Consider the following 17158-nt stretch of genomic DNA (forward strand, 5'->3'; position numbering starts at 1 on the left):
GAGGAAGACGAGGCATGAAAGCGCAAGGGATATGTGCCCAGCCCTTCGAGGCGGTCCGGCAGGCCTTCGAAGCGATGTTCGATGATCCGCAGGAGCGGGGTGCCGGGCTCTGTGTGCAGGTGGACGGGGAGCGGGTCGTCGACCTGTGGGCCGGTGTGGCGGACCAGGAGGGCGGCAGGCCCTGGACGCACGACACGCTGGCCAACACCTTCTGTGTTGTAAAACCCTATGTGGCAGTGGCCATCCTGATGCTGGTCGAGGCGGGCCGGCTGGAACTGGATGCGCCGGTGGCCCGCTACTGGCCCGAGTTCGCCCGCAACGGCAAGGCCAGGGTCAGTGTGCGTCAGGTGATGAACCACACCGCCGGCCTGCCGGCGCTGCGAGGCCCCGACCATAACCCGATGATGTATGACTGGGAGCACATGGTGCGGGTGCTGGAAGACGAGCCGCTGTGGTGGGAACCGGGCACCGACCTGGGCTACGGCACCACCACCTTTGGCTGGATTCTGGGCGAGCTGATTCGTCGGGTGGACGGGCGCGACCCCTGCGCCTTCATCCATGAACAGATGCTGGACCCCCACGGCCTGGACGTGCACCTTGGCGTGGACGAGACGCAGTTTCACCGTATCGCTCGCTTCGACAGTGCCTCCGGGCGCGTTGGCGACCCCTACTCGCAAGCGCTGCGCACGGTGGTGAAGAGCGAGCCCTCGCATATCGCCACATTCGCCTTCACCAACCCCGGCATGGTGCCCCGGCGCACCAGTGACCCGCGCTGGTGGGCCTATCGGCAACCCGGGGTGTGTGGCCATGCCACTGCTCACGGCCTGGCCGGTTTCTACAGTGCGCTGCTGGCGGGCCACTTCATCGGCCCTGAACTGCTCGACGAATTCACCCGAGAGCACAGTCATGGCATGGATCGGGTATGGATGCGGCCGATGCGCTACGGGCTGGGCTGCATGCTGGAGCAGCAGGTCGACCCGGCGGCTACCCACGCCATGGGCCCGGACACCTTCGGCCACATCGGGCTTGGCGGCCCGATCAGCTTTGCCGACCCCGAGCGGCGCGTGAGTTTTGGTTTCGTCACCACGACCTCGGGCGGCCACAGCATGATCGATCCGCGCCCCGGCCGGCTGTCAGCCCTTGTCTATGCGGCGCTTTGAGCAAGGCGCCAGCGTGCAGCGGCAGTTGCGTGCGGGTGGCGTCGCTCACCTCGAGCCAGCCGGGATGTCCCGCAGCTGATCCACATCCCTGAGGACGCCCGCATCTTCCACCGGCACCTGGACGCAGGCGTCGTGCGCGCCGCGCACGATGTCCTTGCCGCCCTGATCGCCCTGCAGGCATGCCAGGGCCGGCCAGAACTGTCGACCGAAGATCACCGGATGCCCACGCACCCCGTGATGCAGCGGCAGCACGATCTGCCGGGCGTTGCACAGGGCCTTCAACTGCTTGAGCGTCTGCCCCTGCACCCAGGGCATATCGCCCAGCAACACCGCCACGGCCGGGGCCGGTGACTGTTCCAGCGCACGCACCCCGGCTGCCAGGCTGCTGCCCATGCCCTGGTCGGCCTGCTCGGCCCACAGGACCCGTACCCGCCCGTCAATTGCCAGGTTCGCGGGATCGTCCCCGGGCCTGAGTACCACCCGGACGTCGTCGAACGCCTCCAATGCCCGTGCCAGCGTGGCTGCCAGCAGCGTTTGCCCCGACGCCAGCCGTGCCAGGCGTTTGTCGCTGCCAAAGCGCCTGGCACGGCCTGCAGCCAGCACCAGGGCGATGCAGTCACCCTGGGTGCGCACAACACGATGCCTGAGTCAGTGGCGGGTGCTCCACCTGGGGCTGGGTCGGCCCCGCGCCGACAGCGCCGGGCAGGGGCACGCCGTTCTTCACCGCCAGCACCTCGGCCATCACGCTCACCGCAATCTCCCCTGGGGTCTTGCTGGCGATATAGAGCCCGATGGGCCCATGAAGGCGCCGCAGCGATTCCGGCGTCTGGCCAAAATGCCCGATCAAGCGCTGGCGGCGGCTCTCGCTGTTGCGCCGCGAGCCAATCGCCCCGATGTACATCGCCGGCCCGCGCAGCGCTTCGATCAGCGCCAGGTCATCCAGCCTGGGGTCATGGCTCAGGGCAATCACGCAGGTGCGAACATCCACCGTAAACGCGCGCACCACGTCGTCCGGCATGCCCATCAGCTTCTCTACTCCGGCGACCGTCCACACGTCCATGTGCTCGGGCCGCGGATCACACACCGACACCTTGAACCCGTTGAACAGCGCCATCACCGCCACGTACTCGGCCAGCACACCGGCGCCGATCAGCAGCATCCGGTAAGCCGGCCCCAGCGGGTTGCTCATGCGCTGCCCATCGAAGCTGAACGGTGCATGGGGCTGGTCGGCCTGCACCGTCACCTCGCCCGAGGCCAGGTCAAGCTCGCGGCGCATCAGTACTCCCTCATCAAGCAGCGCCAGCAATCGGCCCAGCGCCTGCGCGCAGGGTGCGAACTCCAGCACCAGTTCCAGGGTGCCGCCACATGGCAGGCCGAACCGGTGCGCCTCGTCCGCACTCACGCCGTAGCGCACCACCTGTGGCGCGCCGCCGGGTATCCCCGGCCCGCCATGGAGGCTGCTGTACCGGTCAATCAGGTCGTCCTCGATGCACCCGCCCGACACACTGCCCACCGCGCGCCCGTCCTGCCTGAGCACCATCATCGAGCCCACCGGTCGCGGCGACGAGCCCCAGGTGCGCACCACGGTGGCCAGCAGGCAGCGCTCGCCGCCGGCAAGCCACTCCCGGGCAGTTCGCAGCACCAGCAGGTCAATGCTTTCCATGGGGCGTCCTCGACAGGCGTTGCAATGGCATGGGGGCTTCCTGGTTGTGATGCTCAACGCATCTGCAAGATGATCGGGTTGCTGCTGGCCGGCCCGGTGTGCTCGCGCAGCTTGCCCACCGCCTTGGCCTCTACCGCGCCACCGTGATTGCCCCAGGTGCTGCGCACAAAACTGAGCACCTCGGCAATTTCCCGGTCCGACAGCTGTTCGCGAAATGCCGGCATGCGGTAGGCGTCCGGCACGCCCGCGGCGACGATGCGCTGCGAGCCGTTCAGGGTGATGTTGATGGCCGATGCGTCCTCCCTGGCCAGCGCCGAGGTGGCGCCGGCCAGGGGTGGCATCCACTCGGCCTGGCCGCGCCCGTCCAGGCCATGGCAGGTCGCGCAGCGGCTCACGTAGGTATGCGCGCCGGGGGCCGAGGATGCGGCCGACAGCTCGCTGGCCTGGTACTGCCATGCCGGCCCGTCGCGGCTGGGGTCGCCGGGCAGCGACTTGAGGTAGTGCGCGATCGCGCCCAGGTCTTCGTCGCTCATGAACTGCGTGGAATTGTTGAACGCCTCGGTCATCGAGCCGTACACCACCGCGTGCCGGTTGCGCCCGTGCTTGAGGAAGCTGACGATATCCGCCTCGTTCCAGCGCCCAAGCCCGGTGTTGGGGTCGTTGCGCAGGCTCGGCGCATACCAGCCATCCAGCAGCCCGCCGGCCAGGTACGTCTTGCTGGCCTCGTTCAGGCCCTTCTCGTTGAAGGCCAGGCCGCGCGGCGTATGGCAACTGCCGCAGTGGCCCGGCCCCTGCACGATGTAGGCGCCGCGGTTCCACTGCGCGTCCTGGTCCGGCTTGGCCGGGTAGGGCGCGGGGTCGGTGAACAGGCCGTTCCACAGCGCAATCGGCCAGCGCAGGTTCAGTGGCCAGGGGATTTCGCTGGGCTTGTTGGCCTGCGCCGCCGGGCTCACCCCGTGCATGAAGAAGGCATACAGCGCGCGGATATCGTCGTCACTGAGCTTGGCGTACGAGGGGTAGGGCATGGCCGGGTACAGCCGGCGACCGTCCGGGGTCACCCCATGGCGCACGGCGCGGTCGAAGTCGGCCAGGCTGTAGGCGCCGATGCCGGTGGCGCGGTCGGCGGTGATGTTGGTGGCGTAGATCGCGCCCAGCGGGGTGGCCATCTTCAGCCCGCCGGTAAACGGCGCCGCCTCTGGCAGGCTGTGGCAGGCCACGCAGTCGCCCAGCCGCGCCACGTACTCGCCGCGTTGCACCAGGGCCGGGTCTGGCGGTGCGGCACTGGCCTGGGCAGCGAAGGGCGACGCCGGCGTGCGGGTCACGTACCAGGCCAGCACGGCTGCGATGACGAGGCACAGCAGCGCGAAACAGCCCAGCGTTGTTGCGAGTCGACTCTTGGTCATGTGCGCGATGTCCCTGATCGAGGCCTAGCTGAAGGTGTAGCGCGACAGCGGCATGCTGCGGATGCGCTGGCCGGTCAGGTGCGCCACCGCATTGGCCACCGCCGGGGCCACCGCCGGCAATGGCGGTTCGCCGATACCGCCCATCTTCGCGCCGCTCTCGACGATGCGTACATGCACCCGCGCCATGCGCTGCGCCGACAGGATCGGGTACAGGTCATAGTTGCGTGCGCGCGGCTGGCCGTTCACGTACACCGCTTCCTCCACCAGTGCCTGCGACAGCCCCAGCGACACCGCGCCATTGACCTGCGCCTCGATGATCGCCGGGTTGACGATGCTGCCGGGGTCGATGGCCTCCCAGATATCGTGCACCTTCACCTGGCCCTGCTCGATGGACACCTCGGCGATCACCGCCGCCTCCGAGCCGAACGGCGAGGCCATGGCCACACCCCGAGCGCGCCGCGAGCCGTCCTCGGCAGTGAACGGGCCGCGCTTCCAGCCACCGGACAGATCGCCCACCGCCTGCAGCAGGTTGGTCAGGCGCTGGTTGTCGCGCAGCAGGTGCAGGCGCAGTTCGAACGGGTCCTGCTTGCCCTTGTCGGCCAGTTCATCGAGGAACGCCTCATAGAAGAAGTCATTCAGCGAGTTGCCCACCGAACGCCAGTAACCGAGCATCGCCGGGCCTTTCACATAGACCTGGGCGATACGTTTGCTGGGGATGGCGTAGGCCTTGCCCGACAGCCCTTCGAGCGCCGTGGGGTCGATTTTCTCGCCCTGCTTGCCGGCGATGGCTTCGGTGGGGCCTTCGGTGGCGCTGACTGCCTCGATGGCCACCGGCAGGCCCTGGGCGTCGAGTGCTGCGCGGAACTTGACCACGGCCATGGGGCGCAGCGCGTCACGCAGAAACTCCTCTTCGCGGCTCCAGATCAGCTTGACCGGGCGCCCGACCGCCTTGGCCAGCAGGATCGCCTGCGGGTAGGGGTTGGCGCTGTCGTACAGGAAGTGGCGGCCGAAAAAGCCGCCCAGCAGCGGCGAGTGCAGGGTGATCTGTGACGGGTCCAGGCCGGTGCGCTTGGCCATGTCGGCGCGGAACATGTCGGGCGCCTGGTTGGGCAGCCACACCTCCAGCGTGCCGTCGGGGTTGAAGCGCGCCAGGGCCGAAGGCGGCTCCAGCTGCGCATGGTTGAGGAACTGGTTGTGGTAGGTGGCCTCCACCTGGGTGGCGGCGTCGGCATAGGCTTTGCCGAAGTCGCCTTCATTCTCCTCGTCGCGGGCCGGGCCGGTGGCCGCGGCCAACTGGTCGCGAAAGGCGTCGCTGGAAAAGTCCGCAGGCATCTGGCGCACCTTCGAGTCGGCCGATGCCTCCAGCCACTGCACCTGCACGGCCTCCACCGCGCGCTTGGCGTGCCACCAGCGCTCGGCCACCACGGCCACCGCACCGGGCAGCCGATGCACCGAATGCACGCCCTTCATGGCTTTCACCTGCGCCTCGTTGCGCAGCTCGCCCACGCGCATGCCCAGGCGCGGTGCATGCTGCACCGCGGCATGCAGCATGCCGTCGACCTTCACGTCGATGCTGTACACGGCCTTGCCGGTGGACTTGTCATAGGCGTCCACCCGTTGCACCGGCTTGCCGATCCAGCGGAACTGGCTGGGGTCGCGCAGCGTCACGCCGGCAGGGTCTGGCACGGGCAGGTCCATGGCCTGGGCTGCCAGTTCGCCATAGCCCAGCGTGCGCCCCGACGCGGAGTGTATCACCCGGCCGGGCTCGGTGCTCAGGTCGCCCACCGGCACGCCCAGGCGCTCGGCAGCGGCCTGCAGCAGCATGGCGCGGGCCAGGGCGCCGAGGCGGCGCATGGTCGGGTAGCTGGTGCGCACCGACATGCTGCCGCCGGTGATACGCATGCCGTTGTCCATCACCACGTACTGCTCGCCGGGCGGTGCGCTGTCGATCAAAAAGGTGGCGGGGTCGGCATCGAGCTCTTCGCCCACGATCTGCGCCATGGCCGTGAAGATGCCCTGGCCGCCCTCCATGAACGGGCTGAGCAGGCGGATGCGGCCGTCCGGGCGGATCTCCAGGAAGGCCGGCACCTGGGTGCCGGGCGCCGCTGCGTTGCCCGTGGCGGCCTGCACACGGCTCAGGCCCAGGGGCAGGCCGAAGCCCAGCACCAGTGCGCCCACTGCCGTGCCGGCGCTTGCCAGCAGAAAGCTGCGGCGCGAGATATTGACCGGCTCGCCCACAGGGAAGGGCTGGGCCACGCCGGTAACGCGCAGGCTGTCGTTCATCAGGCGTTCTCCTGCGCGGCGGCCACGTCGTGCACGGCGGCATGGATGGCGTTGTAGGTGCCGCAACGGCACAGGTTGACCATTGCGGCAGCAATCTGGGCATCGCTCGGGTGCGGGGTGTGCTTGAGCAGGGCGGTGGCCGCCATCACCTGGCCCGACTGGCAGTAACCGCACTGGGCCACCTGGTGCTTGACCCAGGCGCTGACCACGCGCTTGCCCACGGCGTCGGCCTCCACGGCTTCGATGGTGGTGATTTCGCGCCCCACCACGCCGGCCACCGGGGTCACGCAGGCACGCACCACGGCGCCGTCCACCAGCACCGAGCAGGCGCCGCACTGGGCCAGGCCGCAGCCGTACTTGGTACCGGTCAGGCCCAGGTCATCGCGGATTACCCACAGCAGGGGCGTGTCCGCGTCAGCATCGACCTCGTAGGTCGTCTGGTTGATTCGCAGTTGCATGGCTCACCCGTCATCAGTCGGTCAGGTCTTGATTTCTTATGGGCGTGGCCGTGCGCAAGGCGCAGGCCACCCATAGACGCTAGCACACGGGGCGGCGGGGGCCGTTGAAGGGGCGGGTCAGGTGACGATCAGCAGGGGCTGGCCAGGTCCAGCTTGGCCACGATGGCGCCGGTGAAGAAGTCCACCACCTCGCCACGATGGCTCAGCACGTGGTCGCCAAACCAGTCAGCGGCCAGTCGCGCCTTGGGCATGATGGTGGTCTCGGTATGGCCGGTGGCGGTTGCGATGATGAGATTGCCGGCGAGCGTGGAGCTGTCGGTGGGCGAGGTCGGCAGGCACAGGTGGCTGCCGGATTCGTTGAACAGGATGCGGCCCGAGCCGACATGGCCATACGCACTGACGTCCTTGGTCCATACCGTTGCGCCCTCGCGGTCGCAGCACAGCAGCCGGTTGTTTTCCCCGGTCACGAACAGGTACTGCCCGTCGCGGGAAAAGCGCAGGCTGCGCACCTTTGCCTCCAGCGGCACGCTGACCCTGCCGACTTCGCCGCTGGCGCAATCGACCGTCAATACGCCATTGCGGGCACGCTCGTCGGGGGCCCAGAGCCTGCCCTGCAACGGGTCGATGCTGCCGAACCTGGCGTCCACGTCACGCTCCACAGGGTCGCTGTGTTCACCGCTGTCCAGGTCGATGATCACCGGGCGTTTCTTGCCATTGGCCACGCTGACCAGCGCGTAGCGGGCGCTGGGGTCGAAGCGTGCCCAGTACGACAGCAGGTTCTGGGTTGCATGCAGCGGCGCGCCGTCGTGCACAAGGTTCAGCCGCGAGCGGCTGGCCCCGCGCACCACCAGCCACTTGACCCCGCTCAGCGCGATGCGGCGTTGGTCGCGCGCGATGTCCCACACGCTGTCGTCGGGCTGGGCGAAAGCCGGCCGGCTCAGGGTGCCGGTGTCGGGATGGTACTGCACGAGGCAGGGCGGGCGAACGGTGTCGTCCTTGTCGAAGAACACCAGGCGGCGCGGTACATCGATGTACATTGGAACTCCCAGGGCCAGCGTGCGAAACGATGCAGGATAAAGCCTGATTGCGCTGGGCAAAAGCACTTGTCGGCTGGCCAGCCTCCGTGACGCGCGGGCGCACGTACGGATTGCTGGCTATGGCATCAAGACACGGGATGGGAGGTCGTGATCAGCGGGCGGGTCAGTTTTATGACAGTTCTGCCAGGCAGCGCTCCAGGATATCCAGCCCGCGCTCCAGCACGTCTGCCTCGGCGGTCAATGGCGCCAGCAACCTGATGATGTGCCGCGCCTTGCCCGCCGGCATCAGCAGCAGCCCGGCCGCGCGTGCCTTCTCCAGCACCTCGGCCAGCTGCGCGGTGGCCGGTTTGCCTTGTGGCGTGACCAGCTCGATGCCGCGCATGGCGCCCACACCGGTCAGGCGCCCGAGGTACGGCGTCAACCCGCGGGCCTTCCACGCTTCATAACGCCCGACGATGGCGCGCTCCTGCAGCTCGCCCCAGGTCGCCAGGTTGGCATCGCTCATCAGTTCCAGGGTCGCCAACCCTGCCGCACAGGCCAGCGGGTTGCCCGAATAGGTGCCGCCCAGGCCACCCTTGGGCAGGCTGGCCATCAGCTCGCGCCGGCCTACCACCGCGCCCAGCGGCACGCCGCCGGCAATGCTCTTGCCCAACAGCAGCAGATCCGGCTCGATGCCCAGCCGCGGGAAGCCGAAGCGCTGGCCGGTGCGGCCAAAGCCCGACTGGATCTCGTCGATGATGATCAGGATGCCGTGTGCATCGCAGAACGTGCGCAGGGCCTGGGCAAAGGTGGGGTCCATTGCCAGGAAGCCGGCTTCGCCCTGCACCGGCTCGAAGATGAAGCAGGCCACTTCGTTGACGTCGATCTCGACGCTGAACAGGCGCTCCAGCGCCTGCATCGCCTGCTCGCCGGTCACGCCGTTGTCGGCGCTGGGGTAGGGCAGGTGGAACACCGGGCCGGGCAGCACGCCGACCTTCTGCTTGTAGGGTGCCACCTTGCCATTGAGGTTGAGCGTGGCCAGGGTACGTCCGTGGAAGCCGCCATCGAAGGCCACCACCGCCGTACGCCCGGTGGCGGCGCGGGCCACTTTCAAGGCGTTCTCCGCCGCCTCGGCGCCACTGTTGGTGAGCATGCCTGCCATCGGGTAGCTCAGTGGCACGAACGCTTCCAGGCGTTGCATGAACTGCACATAGGGCCCGTGCGGGACGGCGTTGAACGCCGCATGGGTCAGTTGCGTGGCCTGGTGCTGGATGGCGCTGACGATCGCCGGGTTGCAATGCCCCAGGTTGAGTACGCCGATACCGCCCACGAAGTCGATGTAGTGCTTGCCATCGGTATCCCACACCTGGGCATTGCGCCCGTGTGAAAGTGTAATGGGATGCACAATGGAAAGAGATCGGCTGATTGTTTCGTGCGTCATGGGCAAGTACCTGGGTGACGGAAGTTTTTATATATCTAAGCCAACATCCGGCAAACGCCACAAGCGAAATAAAGTCGAGCAATCATTCCGTCAAATCGTGATCTTGCCCTGTATCCACTCGACGAACGCCTTCACCTTCGGCACCTGCGCCGCATGCTCGGCATGGGCGATGAAGTGCGCGCCCTCGCTGGGCATGGTGTGCGCCCAGGCCACCACCAGCTTGCCCTCGGCCAGTTCTTCGGCCACCAGGTAGCGCGGCACCAGGGCGATGCCGCAGCCGGCCTGGGCCGCGCGGATGCACAGGTAGAAGGTGTCGAAACGCGGCCCGTGGTAGCTGTGCTGGGACTGCAGGTCCTGCTGCAGGAACCACTCGTGCCAGGCCTCCGGGCGCGAGGTGCATTGCAGCAACGGGTGGTGGGCGAGGTCTTCGGCACTGCGTGGCAGCGCTGCCGCGATCAGCTCGGGGTGACACACCGGCACCACCTCTTCATGGAACAGCTCGATGCAGGTGGCCCCCGGCCAGGTGCCCTGGCCGAAGAAAAACGCGATGTCGGCCTTGTTGTTGAGCAGGTCGAAGGGTTCCAGCTCGCTCTTGATGTCCAGATGGATGTTCGGGTGCTGCCGGCTGAAACCGTGCAGGTTGGGCACCAGCCAGCGTGCGCCGAAGGTGGGCTGGGTGGCCACGGTCAGCACCTGGGTCTCGCCGCCGTAGGTCAGGATGTAGCGGCTGGAGATGTCCAGCTGGGTGAGGATCTTGTTCACCTCGGCCAGGTACAGCGAGCCTGCAGGGGTCAGGTGCAGGCGCCGGCGCACGCGCTGGAACAGGTTGTGGCAGAGCATTTCCTCGAGTTGCGCCACCTGCTTGCTCACCGCGCTCTGGGTCAGGTGCAGCTCCTGCGCGGCGCGGGTGAAGCTCAGGTGGCGGGCCGCCGCCTCGAAGCATTGCAGGGTGGTGGTGGAGGGCATCAAACGCTTGGACATCGAGGGCACCGGGCAGATGAAAAGGACTGAGTTCATTCCATGGAGGAATCATGTGGTGATAAAAGGTCGTTTGTAAGCAGCCTGTTCGCAGATTAATACTGACCTGCGTCAATCATTTCAACTGCTAGTTTCGATGCCCCGAGGGACCGGGAAAAGTGCGTCCGAAACTTATCGAAAAGAGGCCGATCAGTACCCGTTACATTACGTTTGATGCCCAAAAAACAATAACGGCTCCTTACATTTCTGCTGCCGCACACTTTCCATGAAGACCTTGGCCTGACCTGCGCGGTCATCGCGCAACCAGGTGCAGCAGGCATTGGCCAGAGAGGCAACCATGTCGTCCCTACAAGAAAAACCGCAACGCTCGCTCAAGCACGGCCTGACCTCGCGTCAGGTCTCGATGATCTCCATCGCCGGCATCATCGGCGCCGGTTTGTTCATCGGTTCGTCCAACGCCATCGCCAAGGCCGGTCCGGCCATCCTCATCTCCTACATGATTACCGGCCTGCTGGTGCTGCTGGTGATGCGCATGCTCGGCGAAATGGCCATCGCCGACCCCAACAGCGGCTCGTTCTCCACCTACGCCGGGCGGGCCATCGGGCCATGGGCTGGCTTCACCATCGGCTGGCTGTACTGGTGGTTCTGGGTACTGATCATTCCGGTCGAGGCAATCGCCGGTGCCGACATCCTGCACGCCTGGTACCCCGACGTGCCGTCCTGGGCCTTTGCCTTCCTGATCATGATCGTACTGTCGTGCAGCAACCTGATCAGCGTGAAGAACTTCGGCAAGTTCGAGTACTGGTTCGCCCTGGTCAAGGTGGTGGCGATCATCGGCTTTTTGGTGGTGTGCCTGATGGGGGTGAGCGGTGTATGGCCGCTGGCGCAGACCTCGGGCGTCGAGAACCTGTGGTCCAATGGCGGCTTCATGCCCAACGGCTTCGGCGCCGTGCTGGCCGGCGTGCTGGTAACCATCTTCTCGTTCTTCGGTGCCGAGATCGTCACCATTGCCGCCGACGAAACCGCCAACCCGAAAGACAAGATCCGCCGCGCCACCAACCTGGTGGTGTACCGCATCGCGATCTTCTACGTGTTCTCGATCTTCTTCATCGTCGCGCTGGTGCCGTGGAATGACCCGCGCCTGCTGCAGGTGGGTTCGTTCCAGCGCGCGCTGGAAATCCTCAACGTGCCGGGCGCCAAGTTCCTGATCGATGTGGTGGTGCTGGTGGCGGTCACCAGCTGCATGAACTCGGGGCTGTATACCGCTTCGCGCATGCTCTATTCGCTGGGCGCGCGCGGTGAGGCGCACCCGCTGACCAAGCGTATTTCCGGTAGTGGCGTGCCCACCGTGGCGGTGCTGCTGTCGACCCTGGCCGGGTTTGTCGGTTGCTTCGTGAACTTCGCCTTCCCGGGCAAGGTGTTCGGCTTCCTGCTGTCGACCACCGGGGCCATCGCGCTGCTGGTGTACCTGGTGATTGCCGTGTCGCAACTGCGCATGCGTGCCATCGTCGAGCGCGAGGGCACCGAGCTGGCGTTCAAGATGTGGCTGTTCCCGTGGCTGACCTGGCTGGTGATCGTGGTGATTTCGCTGGTGCTGGGCTACATGCTGTTCAGCCCCGACTACCGCTACGAGACCTTGATGACGGCGGCGGTGACGGCGTTGATCCTGGGCATCGCGTTCTACCGCAAGCGGGCGCGTATCGAGCATCAGCCGCAGGCGATGACCGAGCAGGGTTAGCGAGCGCTGCGCACTCGATCGCCGGCAAGGCCGGCTCCTGCAGGATCATCGTGACTCCTGCAGGCGCCGGCGAAGACGTCGCTACAGGCCTCAGCCGAAAATGTCGCGCACGCTGCTGCGATAGAACTCGAACGCCGCCAGCGCCCCATCCACCGCCTGGCGCTCCTGTTCCTCACTCAGCACCAGTGCATCGATCAACCCCACGAACTGGCGCCACTGCAGCGCACGCCCGTCCGGGTGCGGCGCCAGATGCCGGGCGCCACACTGCGCGCCCAGCCCCAGTTGCTGGGTCTGCCTGAACAGAAACGCCGCCCCCAGGTTCGAGCCCTCGCTGCAGTACAGCCAGCCCAGTGCTTCAGCTGGCGCAGACAGCTGCACAGGTGCCGGTACACCGGGCACCGGCAGGCCAAGGTCGCGCAGGTCGGCCTGCACTGCCTCGAACCGCGACAGCGCCGCCAGCCCGGGCAATGTGCGGTTCAACTGCACATCGCCATACAAGGCTTGAAGGCTGCCATGAAAGCGGTGCTGCACTTGCAGAAACAATGCATAGCGCTCGCGGCTCTCGAACGGTCGAACGCCCAGCACCAGCGTATCGACACTGTCGTGCTCGCGGCGGCTGGCGGCCTTGAGGCGTTGGCAGCGGCCGGGTTCGGGCGCAGGGGAGGCGGGGGCATTCATGGTCGGGGTCTCATGTCGGCAGTGAGCAGGCATTGGTAATGCCAATGCCTAGACTCTCTCGCGCCATCGTCGTTCCGTGCAGCACCCGGCCTGCCAGGCGAGCGTCTTCAATGCGTGGATCTGCAATGGCATCTTCATCCCGGGGCATTCGTCTCTGAACTGCATTCGTGGGCGTCATGGCCGGCGGATGCTTGCATGCGCTCCAGGTACGGTCAAGCGCCGCGCAGGGCGGGTAGATGCGGGGTTGAGCAGGGATGTCGAGCAGGCCCCTGCACCCGCAGCGCGGGCGCAGGGGCTGGCAGGTTCATGCCGGTGCGGCGGCTGTCTTGACTGCCCGCGGCTTGCGCAGCTGTTCCAGGCGTGAACCGCTGTAGGTGGTCTCGCGGAAGAACTTCCAGCGCCCGAACAGGCAGTACACGTGCGCCACGCGCCCCTGTTCGTGATAACCCATGCGCAGGTGCAGCTTCATGGCCGGTACGTTGTGCGTCTCGACCACGTCCACCACCTTGTTGCAGCCCTGGGCCTGCATGGCCGCCCACAGGTTGACCTGGGCATCCACCGACAGGCTGGTGCCGAAGTACGACGGGGTCATCTCGCCGCCGAACTCGAAGAACTCGCCCTCCTTGACCGGGAAGGTGCAGCCGTAATAGTGACGGTCCAGGTAGTCGCGCTTGCTGCCCCAGATGAACGCCACCGCATTGTCGGCATCGTCCAGGTACATGTGCCCGGTGTGGCCTTCGCGGGCAAGCTCGGCCATGGTTTGCACACGGTCGCCGAAGTGGCGGGCAAAGGCGACGGCGTTGTCCTCGGTGATGGTCACCAGGCGCACCGGCTTGTGCGGTCGCAGGTTGTGCGGCGGTACCGCACTGACCAGGTCGCGTTCCATCCACAGCAGTTCCCAGTGATAGAACACATGGCGTTCCCAGAGGGTTCTGGCGACGCGGCGAAGGCCTTTTCTTCTGATCTTGTCGCGCACGTTCTGCAAAGCACCCATGGTGCCTCCTTGCCGGATAGGGCAGATGAAACGGTGGGTTTGGTGAAATCTTTTTCATGGTATAGCCCAGCATTTTGACGGCGTGTCAAAAAGCCATCGCGGCGGTTGTTTCAAAATATGTGTAACAAGGGTGAGCCGCTCTACACCGGAGGTTACCGGCATAGAGCAGTTGATCGGAAAGGTCTGACGCTTTTTTGACGATTTAATGGCGCCTGAATCAAGGCGCGGTTCTGCTCAGGCGATGAAGGTGTCAGGGGCCCGTGGCCGGGCCCGCGGCGCCAGGTGAGCGAGGCGCTTGCCGCTGTAGTGGGTGGTGCGCGAGAACCGCCAGCAACCGAACACTCTGTAGGCGTGGGTGATGCGACCCTGTTCCTGATAATCCAGCTGCAGGTGCATCTTCACCGCCTGCACGTTGTCCAGCGCCACCACATTGACGATGCGCGTACACCCCTTGGCCAGCATGGTGGACCACAGGTCGAGCTGGGCCTGGGTCGACAGGCCTGTACCGAAGTAGGCGCGGTCGACTTCCCCGGCAAACTGGAAGTATTCGCCCGGCTGCACCGGGAAGGTGCAGCCGTAGTAATGGCGGTCGTGGTAATCGCGGGTGCTGGCCCACACCATCGCCACCGCGTTGCCGTGGCTGTCCACGTACATGTGGCCGGTGTGGCCCTGTTCGGCGAGGTCGGTCATGGCCTGCACCTGGCCAGGGAAGTAACGGCTGAAGGCCTCGGTATTGTGGGGTGTTATCGCTACCAGGTGCACTGGCGGGCAGGTGCGCCTGCGTTGCGCGGCGACGGGCGCAAGGGGGCTGCGCTGCAACCACACCAGTTGCCAGTGCGAGAAGATGTAGCGGCGCCACAGCGGGCGAAGCGCACGCAGCAAGCCTTTTTGTCTGATGCGCTGGTGGGCGATTTCGATCAATTGCATGAGAACTCCGACAGGTTTTATTCCAGGAGCTCCGATTAGGCGTCCACCGGCAGTTGCATGCCATCGGCCTTCTCTACAGCCCCGGTAAGCTGAAGGTCATGCGCGCTGCATGACCTTGCAACCCGGGGCGTAGGCGCTCAGGCGTCGGTGTCGTGCAGCTGCGGCGCCGGCTCGCTGTCGGCCTTGCGTCTGGCTCGCGGGGCCAGGTGGGCCAGGCGCGAGCCGCTGTAGTGGGTCACGCGGGAGAAGTACCAGCGCCCGAAGAACCTGTACGCGTGGGTGATGCGACCCTGTTCGTGGTAGTCCAGGTGCAGGTGCATCTTGACTGCCTGTGCGTTGTCCAGCGCCACCACCACCACGATGCGCGTGCAGCCTTTGGCGAGCATGGCCTCCCACAGCTCGGTCTGCACCCGCGTGGACAGGCCGGTGCCGAAGTAGGCGCGCTCGACTTCGCCGGCGAACTGGAAGTATTCGCCGGGCTGTACCGGGAAGGTGCAGCCGTAGTAGTGCCGGTCGTGATAGTCACGGGTGCTGGCCCACACCATCGCCACTGCGTCACCGGCTTCGTCCAGGTACATGTGGCCAGTGTGGCCTTCGCGTGCAAGGTCGTTCATGGCCTGCAACTGGCCGGGGAAATGGCGCGCGAACGCGTCGGTGTTGCTCGGGGTGATCTGGACGAGCCGCACGGGAGGGCAGGGGCGCGTGCGTTGTCGAGGCACCCTGGCCAACGGGTCGCGGTCCAGCCACACCAGTTGCCAGTGCTGGAACACGTGGCGTTGCCACAGCGGGCGCAAGGCGCGACGCAGGCCTTTTTGTCTGAGACGTTGGAGCAGTTGCGAAACTAGGCGCATACGGCCTCCTGGCAGATCCGGTACTCAAGGGACCCCGATTAGGCGTGTGTCGGTAAACCCTGACCATCGGACAATGCTGCAGCCCTTGTCAGGCTTTGCACTACTACGGGCTCATGACAAAGACACTGCATGTCCGTGGCAAGTTTCATCGGTGGGGCCGGCGCGGCGCGGCGAGCGTTATTGTCGCCCCCCCGACGCATGACGTACCATCGGGCCTGCGACCCGCACCTACCTATAACAACCTTCTGCAGCGCAACACCCAGGCCGCCGGCCCAGGGGTGGCTTTTGCCTGCGCGCCTTTTGCCGCGCAGGTTTCATTGAACCCAGGGTAGCGTCTGACGCGCCCGCCCCGGAGCCTTGCCCCGTCCGATGAACAACCCCGCAGATACCCGTAATGGCAGCTGGCTCAGCGTTTTCGCGCTGGCCCTGGCTGCATTCATCTTCAACACCACCGAGTTCGTGCCGGTGGCCCTGCTCAGCGATATCGGCCGCAGCTTCGACATGCCCACCGCCCAGGTCGGGCTGATGCTGACCATCTATGCCTGGGTGGTGTCGCTGGCCTCGCTGCCGATGATGCTGATGACCCGCAACATCGAGCGGCGCAAGCTGCTGGCGTTCCTGTTCGTGCTGTTCATTGCCAGCCATGTGCTGTCGAGCATGGCCACCAGCTTCGGCATGCTGCTGTTCAGCCGCATCGGTATCGCACTGGCCCACGCGGTGTTCTGGGCCATCACCGCGTCGCTGGCGGTGCGGGTGGCGCCGCCGGGCAAGCAGGCCAAGGCCCTCGGGGTGCTGGCCACCGGCACCACCCTGGCCATGGTGCTGGGCATTCCGCTGGGGCGAGTGGTGGGCGAGGCGCTGGGCTGGCGCACCACCTTCATGGGCATCGCCGGGGTCTCGGTACTGACGTTGCTTTGGCTGATGCGCTCGCTGCCGCGCCTGCCCAGCCAGAACTCCGGTTCGCTGCGCAGCCTGCCGATGCTGCTCAAGCGGCCGGCGCTGCTCTCGGTGTATGCGTTGGTGGTGCTGGGCATCACCGCGCAGTTCACCGCCTACAGCTACATCGAGCCGTTCAGCCAGCAGGTGGCGGCGATGAGCGGCGAAATGACCACCATCCTGCTGTTGCTGTATGGCGGGGCGGGCATCTTCGGCTCGATCCTGTTCAGTCGCTACAGCGAGCGTTTCCCGCGGGGGTTCGCGATTGGCGCCATCGGCGCCATCGCCCTGAGCCTGTTGCTGCTGGCCCCGCTGGCAGTCAACCCGACCCTGCTCTGCGCGCTGAGCATGGTGTGGGGCATGGCGATCATGTGTTTCAGCCTGGTCCTGCAATCGAAGGTGCTGGTGCTGGCTTCGGATGCCACCGACGTGGCCATGGCCATGTTCTCGGGGCTGTACAACGTGGGCATCGGTGGCGGGGCATTGCTGGGCAGCCTGGTCAGTACCCACATGGGCCTTGGCGACATCGGCCTGGTGGGCGGCGCGGTCGCGGTCAGCGGCCTGGTGCTGTGTTGCGTGACCACCTACCGTTATGCCGGGGTGCTGGGCGCCGACAAACCGGCGTAAGCACC

At 66.2% G+C, this 17158-nt stretch carries 15 protein-coding genes; 3 read left to right on the top strand and 12 right to left on the bottom strand.

What is annotated here, in order from left to right:
* Window positions 1–14: 14 nt before the first annotated feature.
* Window positions 15–1160 carry a serine hydrolase domain-containing protein gene (locus NJH59_RS15535; RefSeq protein ID WP_078480182.1) on the top strand — a complete coding sequence of 382 codons (1146 nt, stop codon included), beginning with the start codon at window positions 15–17 and terminating at the stop codon, window positions 1158–1160.
* Window positions 1161–1205: 45 nt separating this feature from the next.
* On the opposite strand, the gene NJH59_RS15540 is transcribed toward NJH59_RS15535, so the two are convergent.
* The 8 genes from NJH59_RS15540 to gcvA form a co-directional block, all read right to left on the bottom strand.
* Window positions 1206–1793: an NTP transferase domain-containing protein gene (locus NJH59_RS15540; protein WP_238596427.1), complete on the bottom strand. Its 588-nt coding sequence runs from the start codon at window positions 1791–1793 to the stop codon at window positions 1206–1208.
* Window positions 1777–2823, bottom strand: coding sequence for an XdhC family protein (locus NJH59_RS15545; protein ID WP_253086979.1), 1047 nt, complete (start codon window positions 2821–2823; stop codon window positions 1777–1779). Before NJH59_RS15545 ends, NJH59_RS15540 begins: the two co-directional genes overlap by 17 nt.
* Window positions 2824–2876: 53 nt before the next feature.
* The gene (locus NJH59_RS15550; RefSeq protein WP_253086980.1) at window positions 2877–4226 is read right to left on the bottom strand and encodes a cytochrome c; all 1350 of its coding nucleotides are present in this window, start codon (window positions 4224–4226) and stop codon (window positions 2877–2879) included.
* Window positions 4227–4250: 24 nt separating this feature from the next.
* On the bottom strand, window positions 4251–6509 hold the full coding sequence (locus NJH59_RS15555; protein ID WP_253086981.1) for a xanthine dehydrogenase family protein molybdopterin-binding subunit: 2259 nt from the start codon (window positions 6507–6509) through the stop codon (window positions 4251–4253).
* Complete coding sequence (locus tag NJH59_RS15560; protein WP_043862972.1) at window positions 6509–6967, bottom strand: (2Fe-2S)-binding protein; 459 nt, start codon at window positions 6965–6967, stop codon at window positions 6509–6511. The genes NJH59_RS15555 and NJH59_RS15560 overlap by 1 nt, the downstream gene beginning before the upstream one ends.
* A gap of 128 nt (window positions 6968–7095) precedes the next feature.
* Window positions 7096–8004 carry a YncE family protein gene (locus tag NJH59_RS15565; RefSeq protein WP_229589267.1) on the bottom strand — a complete coding sequence of 303 codons (909 nt, stop codon included), beginning with the start codon at window positions 8002–8004 and terminating at the stop codon, window positions 7096–7098.
* A gap of 169 nt (window positions 8005–8173) precedes the next feature.
* Window positions 8174–9424, bottom strand: a complete 1251-nt coding sequence (locus NJH59_RS15570) for an aspartate aminotransferase family protein (RefSeq protein WP_054915403.1) — start codon at window positions 9422–9424, stop codon at window positions 8174–8176.
* Between the two features lie 90 nt (window positions 9425–9514).
* Entirely contained in the window at window positions 9515–10405 is an 891-nt protein-coding gene (gene gcvA / locus NJH59_RS15575; RefSeq protein ID WP_253086982.1) for a transcriptional regulator GcvA, read from the bottom strand.
* 334 nt (window positions 10406–10739) lie between these two features.
* Between gcvA and NJH59_RS15580 the strand changes: the two genes are divergently transcribed.
* The gene (locus NJH59_RS15580) at window positions 10740–12140 is read left to right on the top strand and encodes an amino acid permease (RefSeq protein WP_054915402.1); all 1401 of its coding nucleotides are present in this window, start codon (window positions 10740–10742) and stop codon (window positions 12138–12140) included.
* A 90-nt stretch (window positions 12141–12230) separates the two neighbouring features.
* Here the strand turns inward: NJH59_RS15580 and NJH59_RS15585 are convergent, their stop codons facing one another.
* From NJH59_RS15585 to NJH59_RS15600, 4 genes are all read right to left on the bottom strand, one after another.
* The gene (locus tag NJH59_RS15585; RefSeq protein ID WP_253086983.1) at window positions 12231–12818 is read right to left on the bottom strand and encodes a biliverdin-producing heme oxygenase; all 588 of its coding nucleotides are present in this window, start codon (window positions 12816–12818) and stop codon (window positions 12231–12233) included.
* 304 nt (window positions 12819–13122) lie between these two features.
* Window positions 13123–13812: a hypothetical protein gene (locus NJH59_RS15590; protein ID WP_054915400.1), complete on the bottom strand. Its 690-nt coding sequence runs from the start codon at window positions 13810–13812 to the stop codon at window positions 13123–13125.
* 234 nt (window positions 13813–14046) lie between these two features.
* Window positions 14047–14739 (bottom strand): N-acetyltransferase, encoded by a 693-nt coding sequence (locus tag NJH59_RS15595; RefSeq protein WP_116054480.1) that lies wholly within the window; start codon window positions 14737–14739, stop codon window positions 14047–14049.
* Between the two features lie 137 nt (window positions 14740–14876).
* Window positions 14877–15590: a GNAT family N-acetyltransferase gene (locus tag NJH59_RS15600; protein ID WP_229589264.1), complete on the bottom strand. Its 714-nt coding sequence runs from the start codon at window positions 15588–15590 to the stop codon at window positions 14877–14879.
* Between the two features lie 369 nt (window positions 15591–15959).
* On the opposite strand from NJH59_RS15600, the gene NJH59_RS15605 reads away from it, so the two are divergent.
* Window positions 15960–17153 carry a sugar transporter gene (locus NJH59_RS15605; RefSeq protein WP_088515397.1) on the top strand — a complete coding sequence of 398 codons (1194 nt, stop codon included), beginning with the start codon at window positions 15960–15962 and terminating at the stop codon, window positions 17151–17153.
* Window positions 17154–17158: the final 5 nt, after the last annotated feature.

Source organism: Pseudomonas sp. VE 267-6A, assembly GCF_024126555.1.
Taxonomy (GTDB): Bacteria; Pseudomonadota; Gammaproteobacteria; order Pseudomonadales; family Pseudomonadaceae; genus Aquipseudomonas; species Aquipseudomonas palmensis.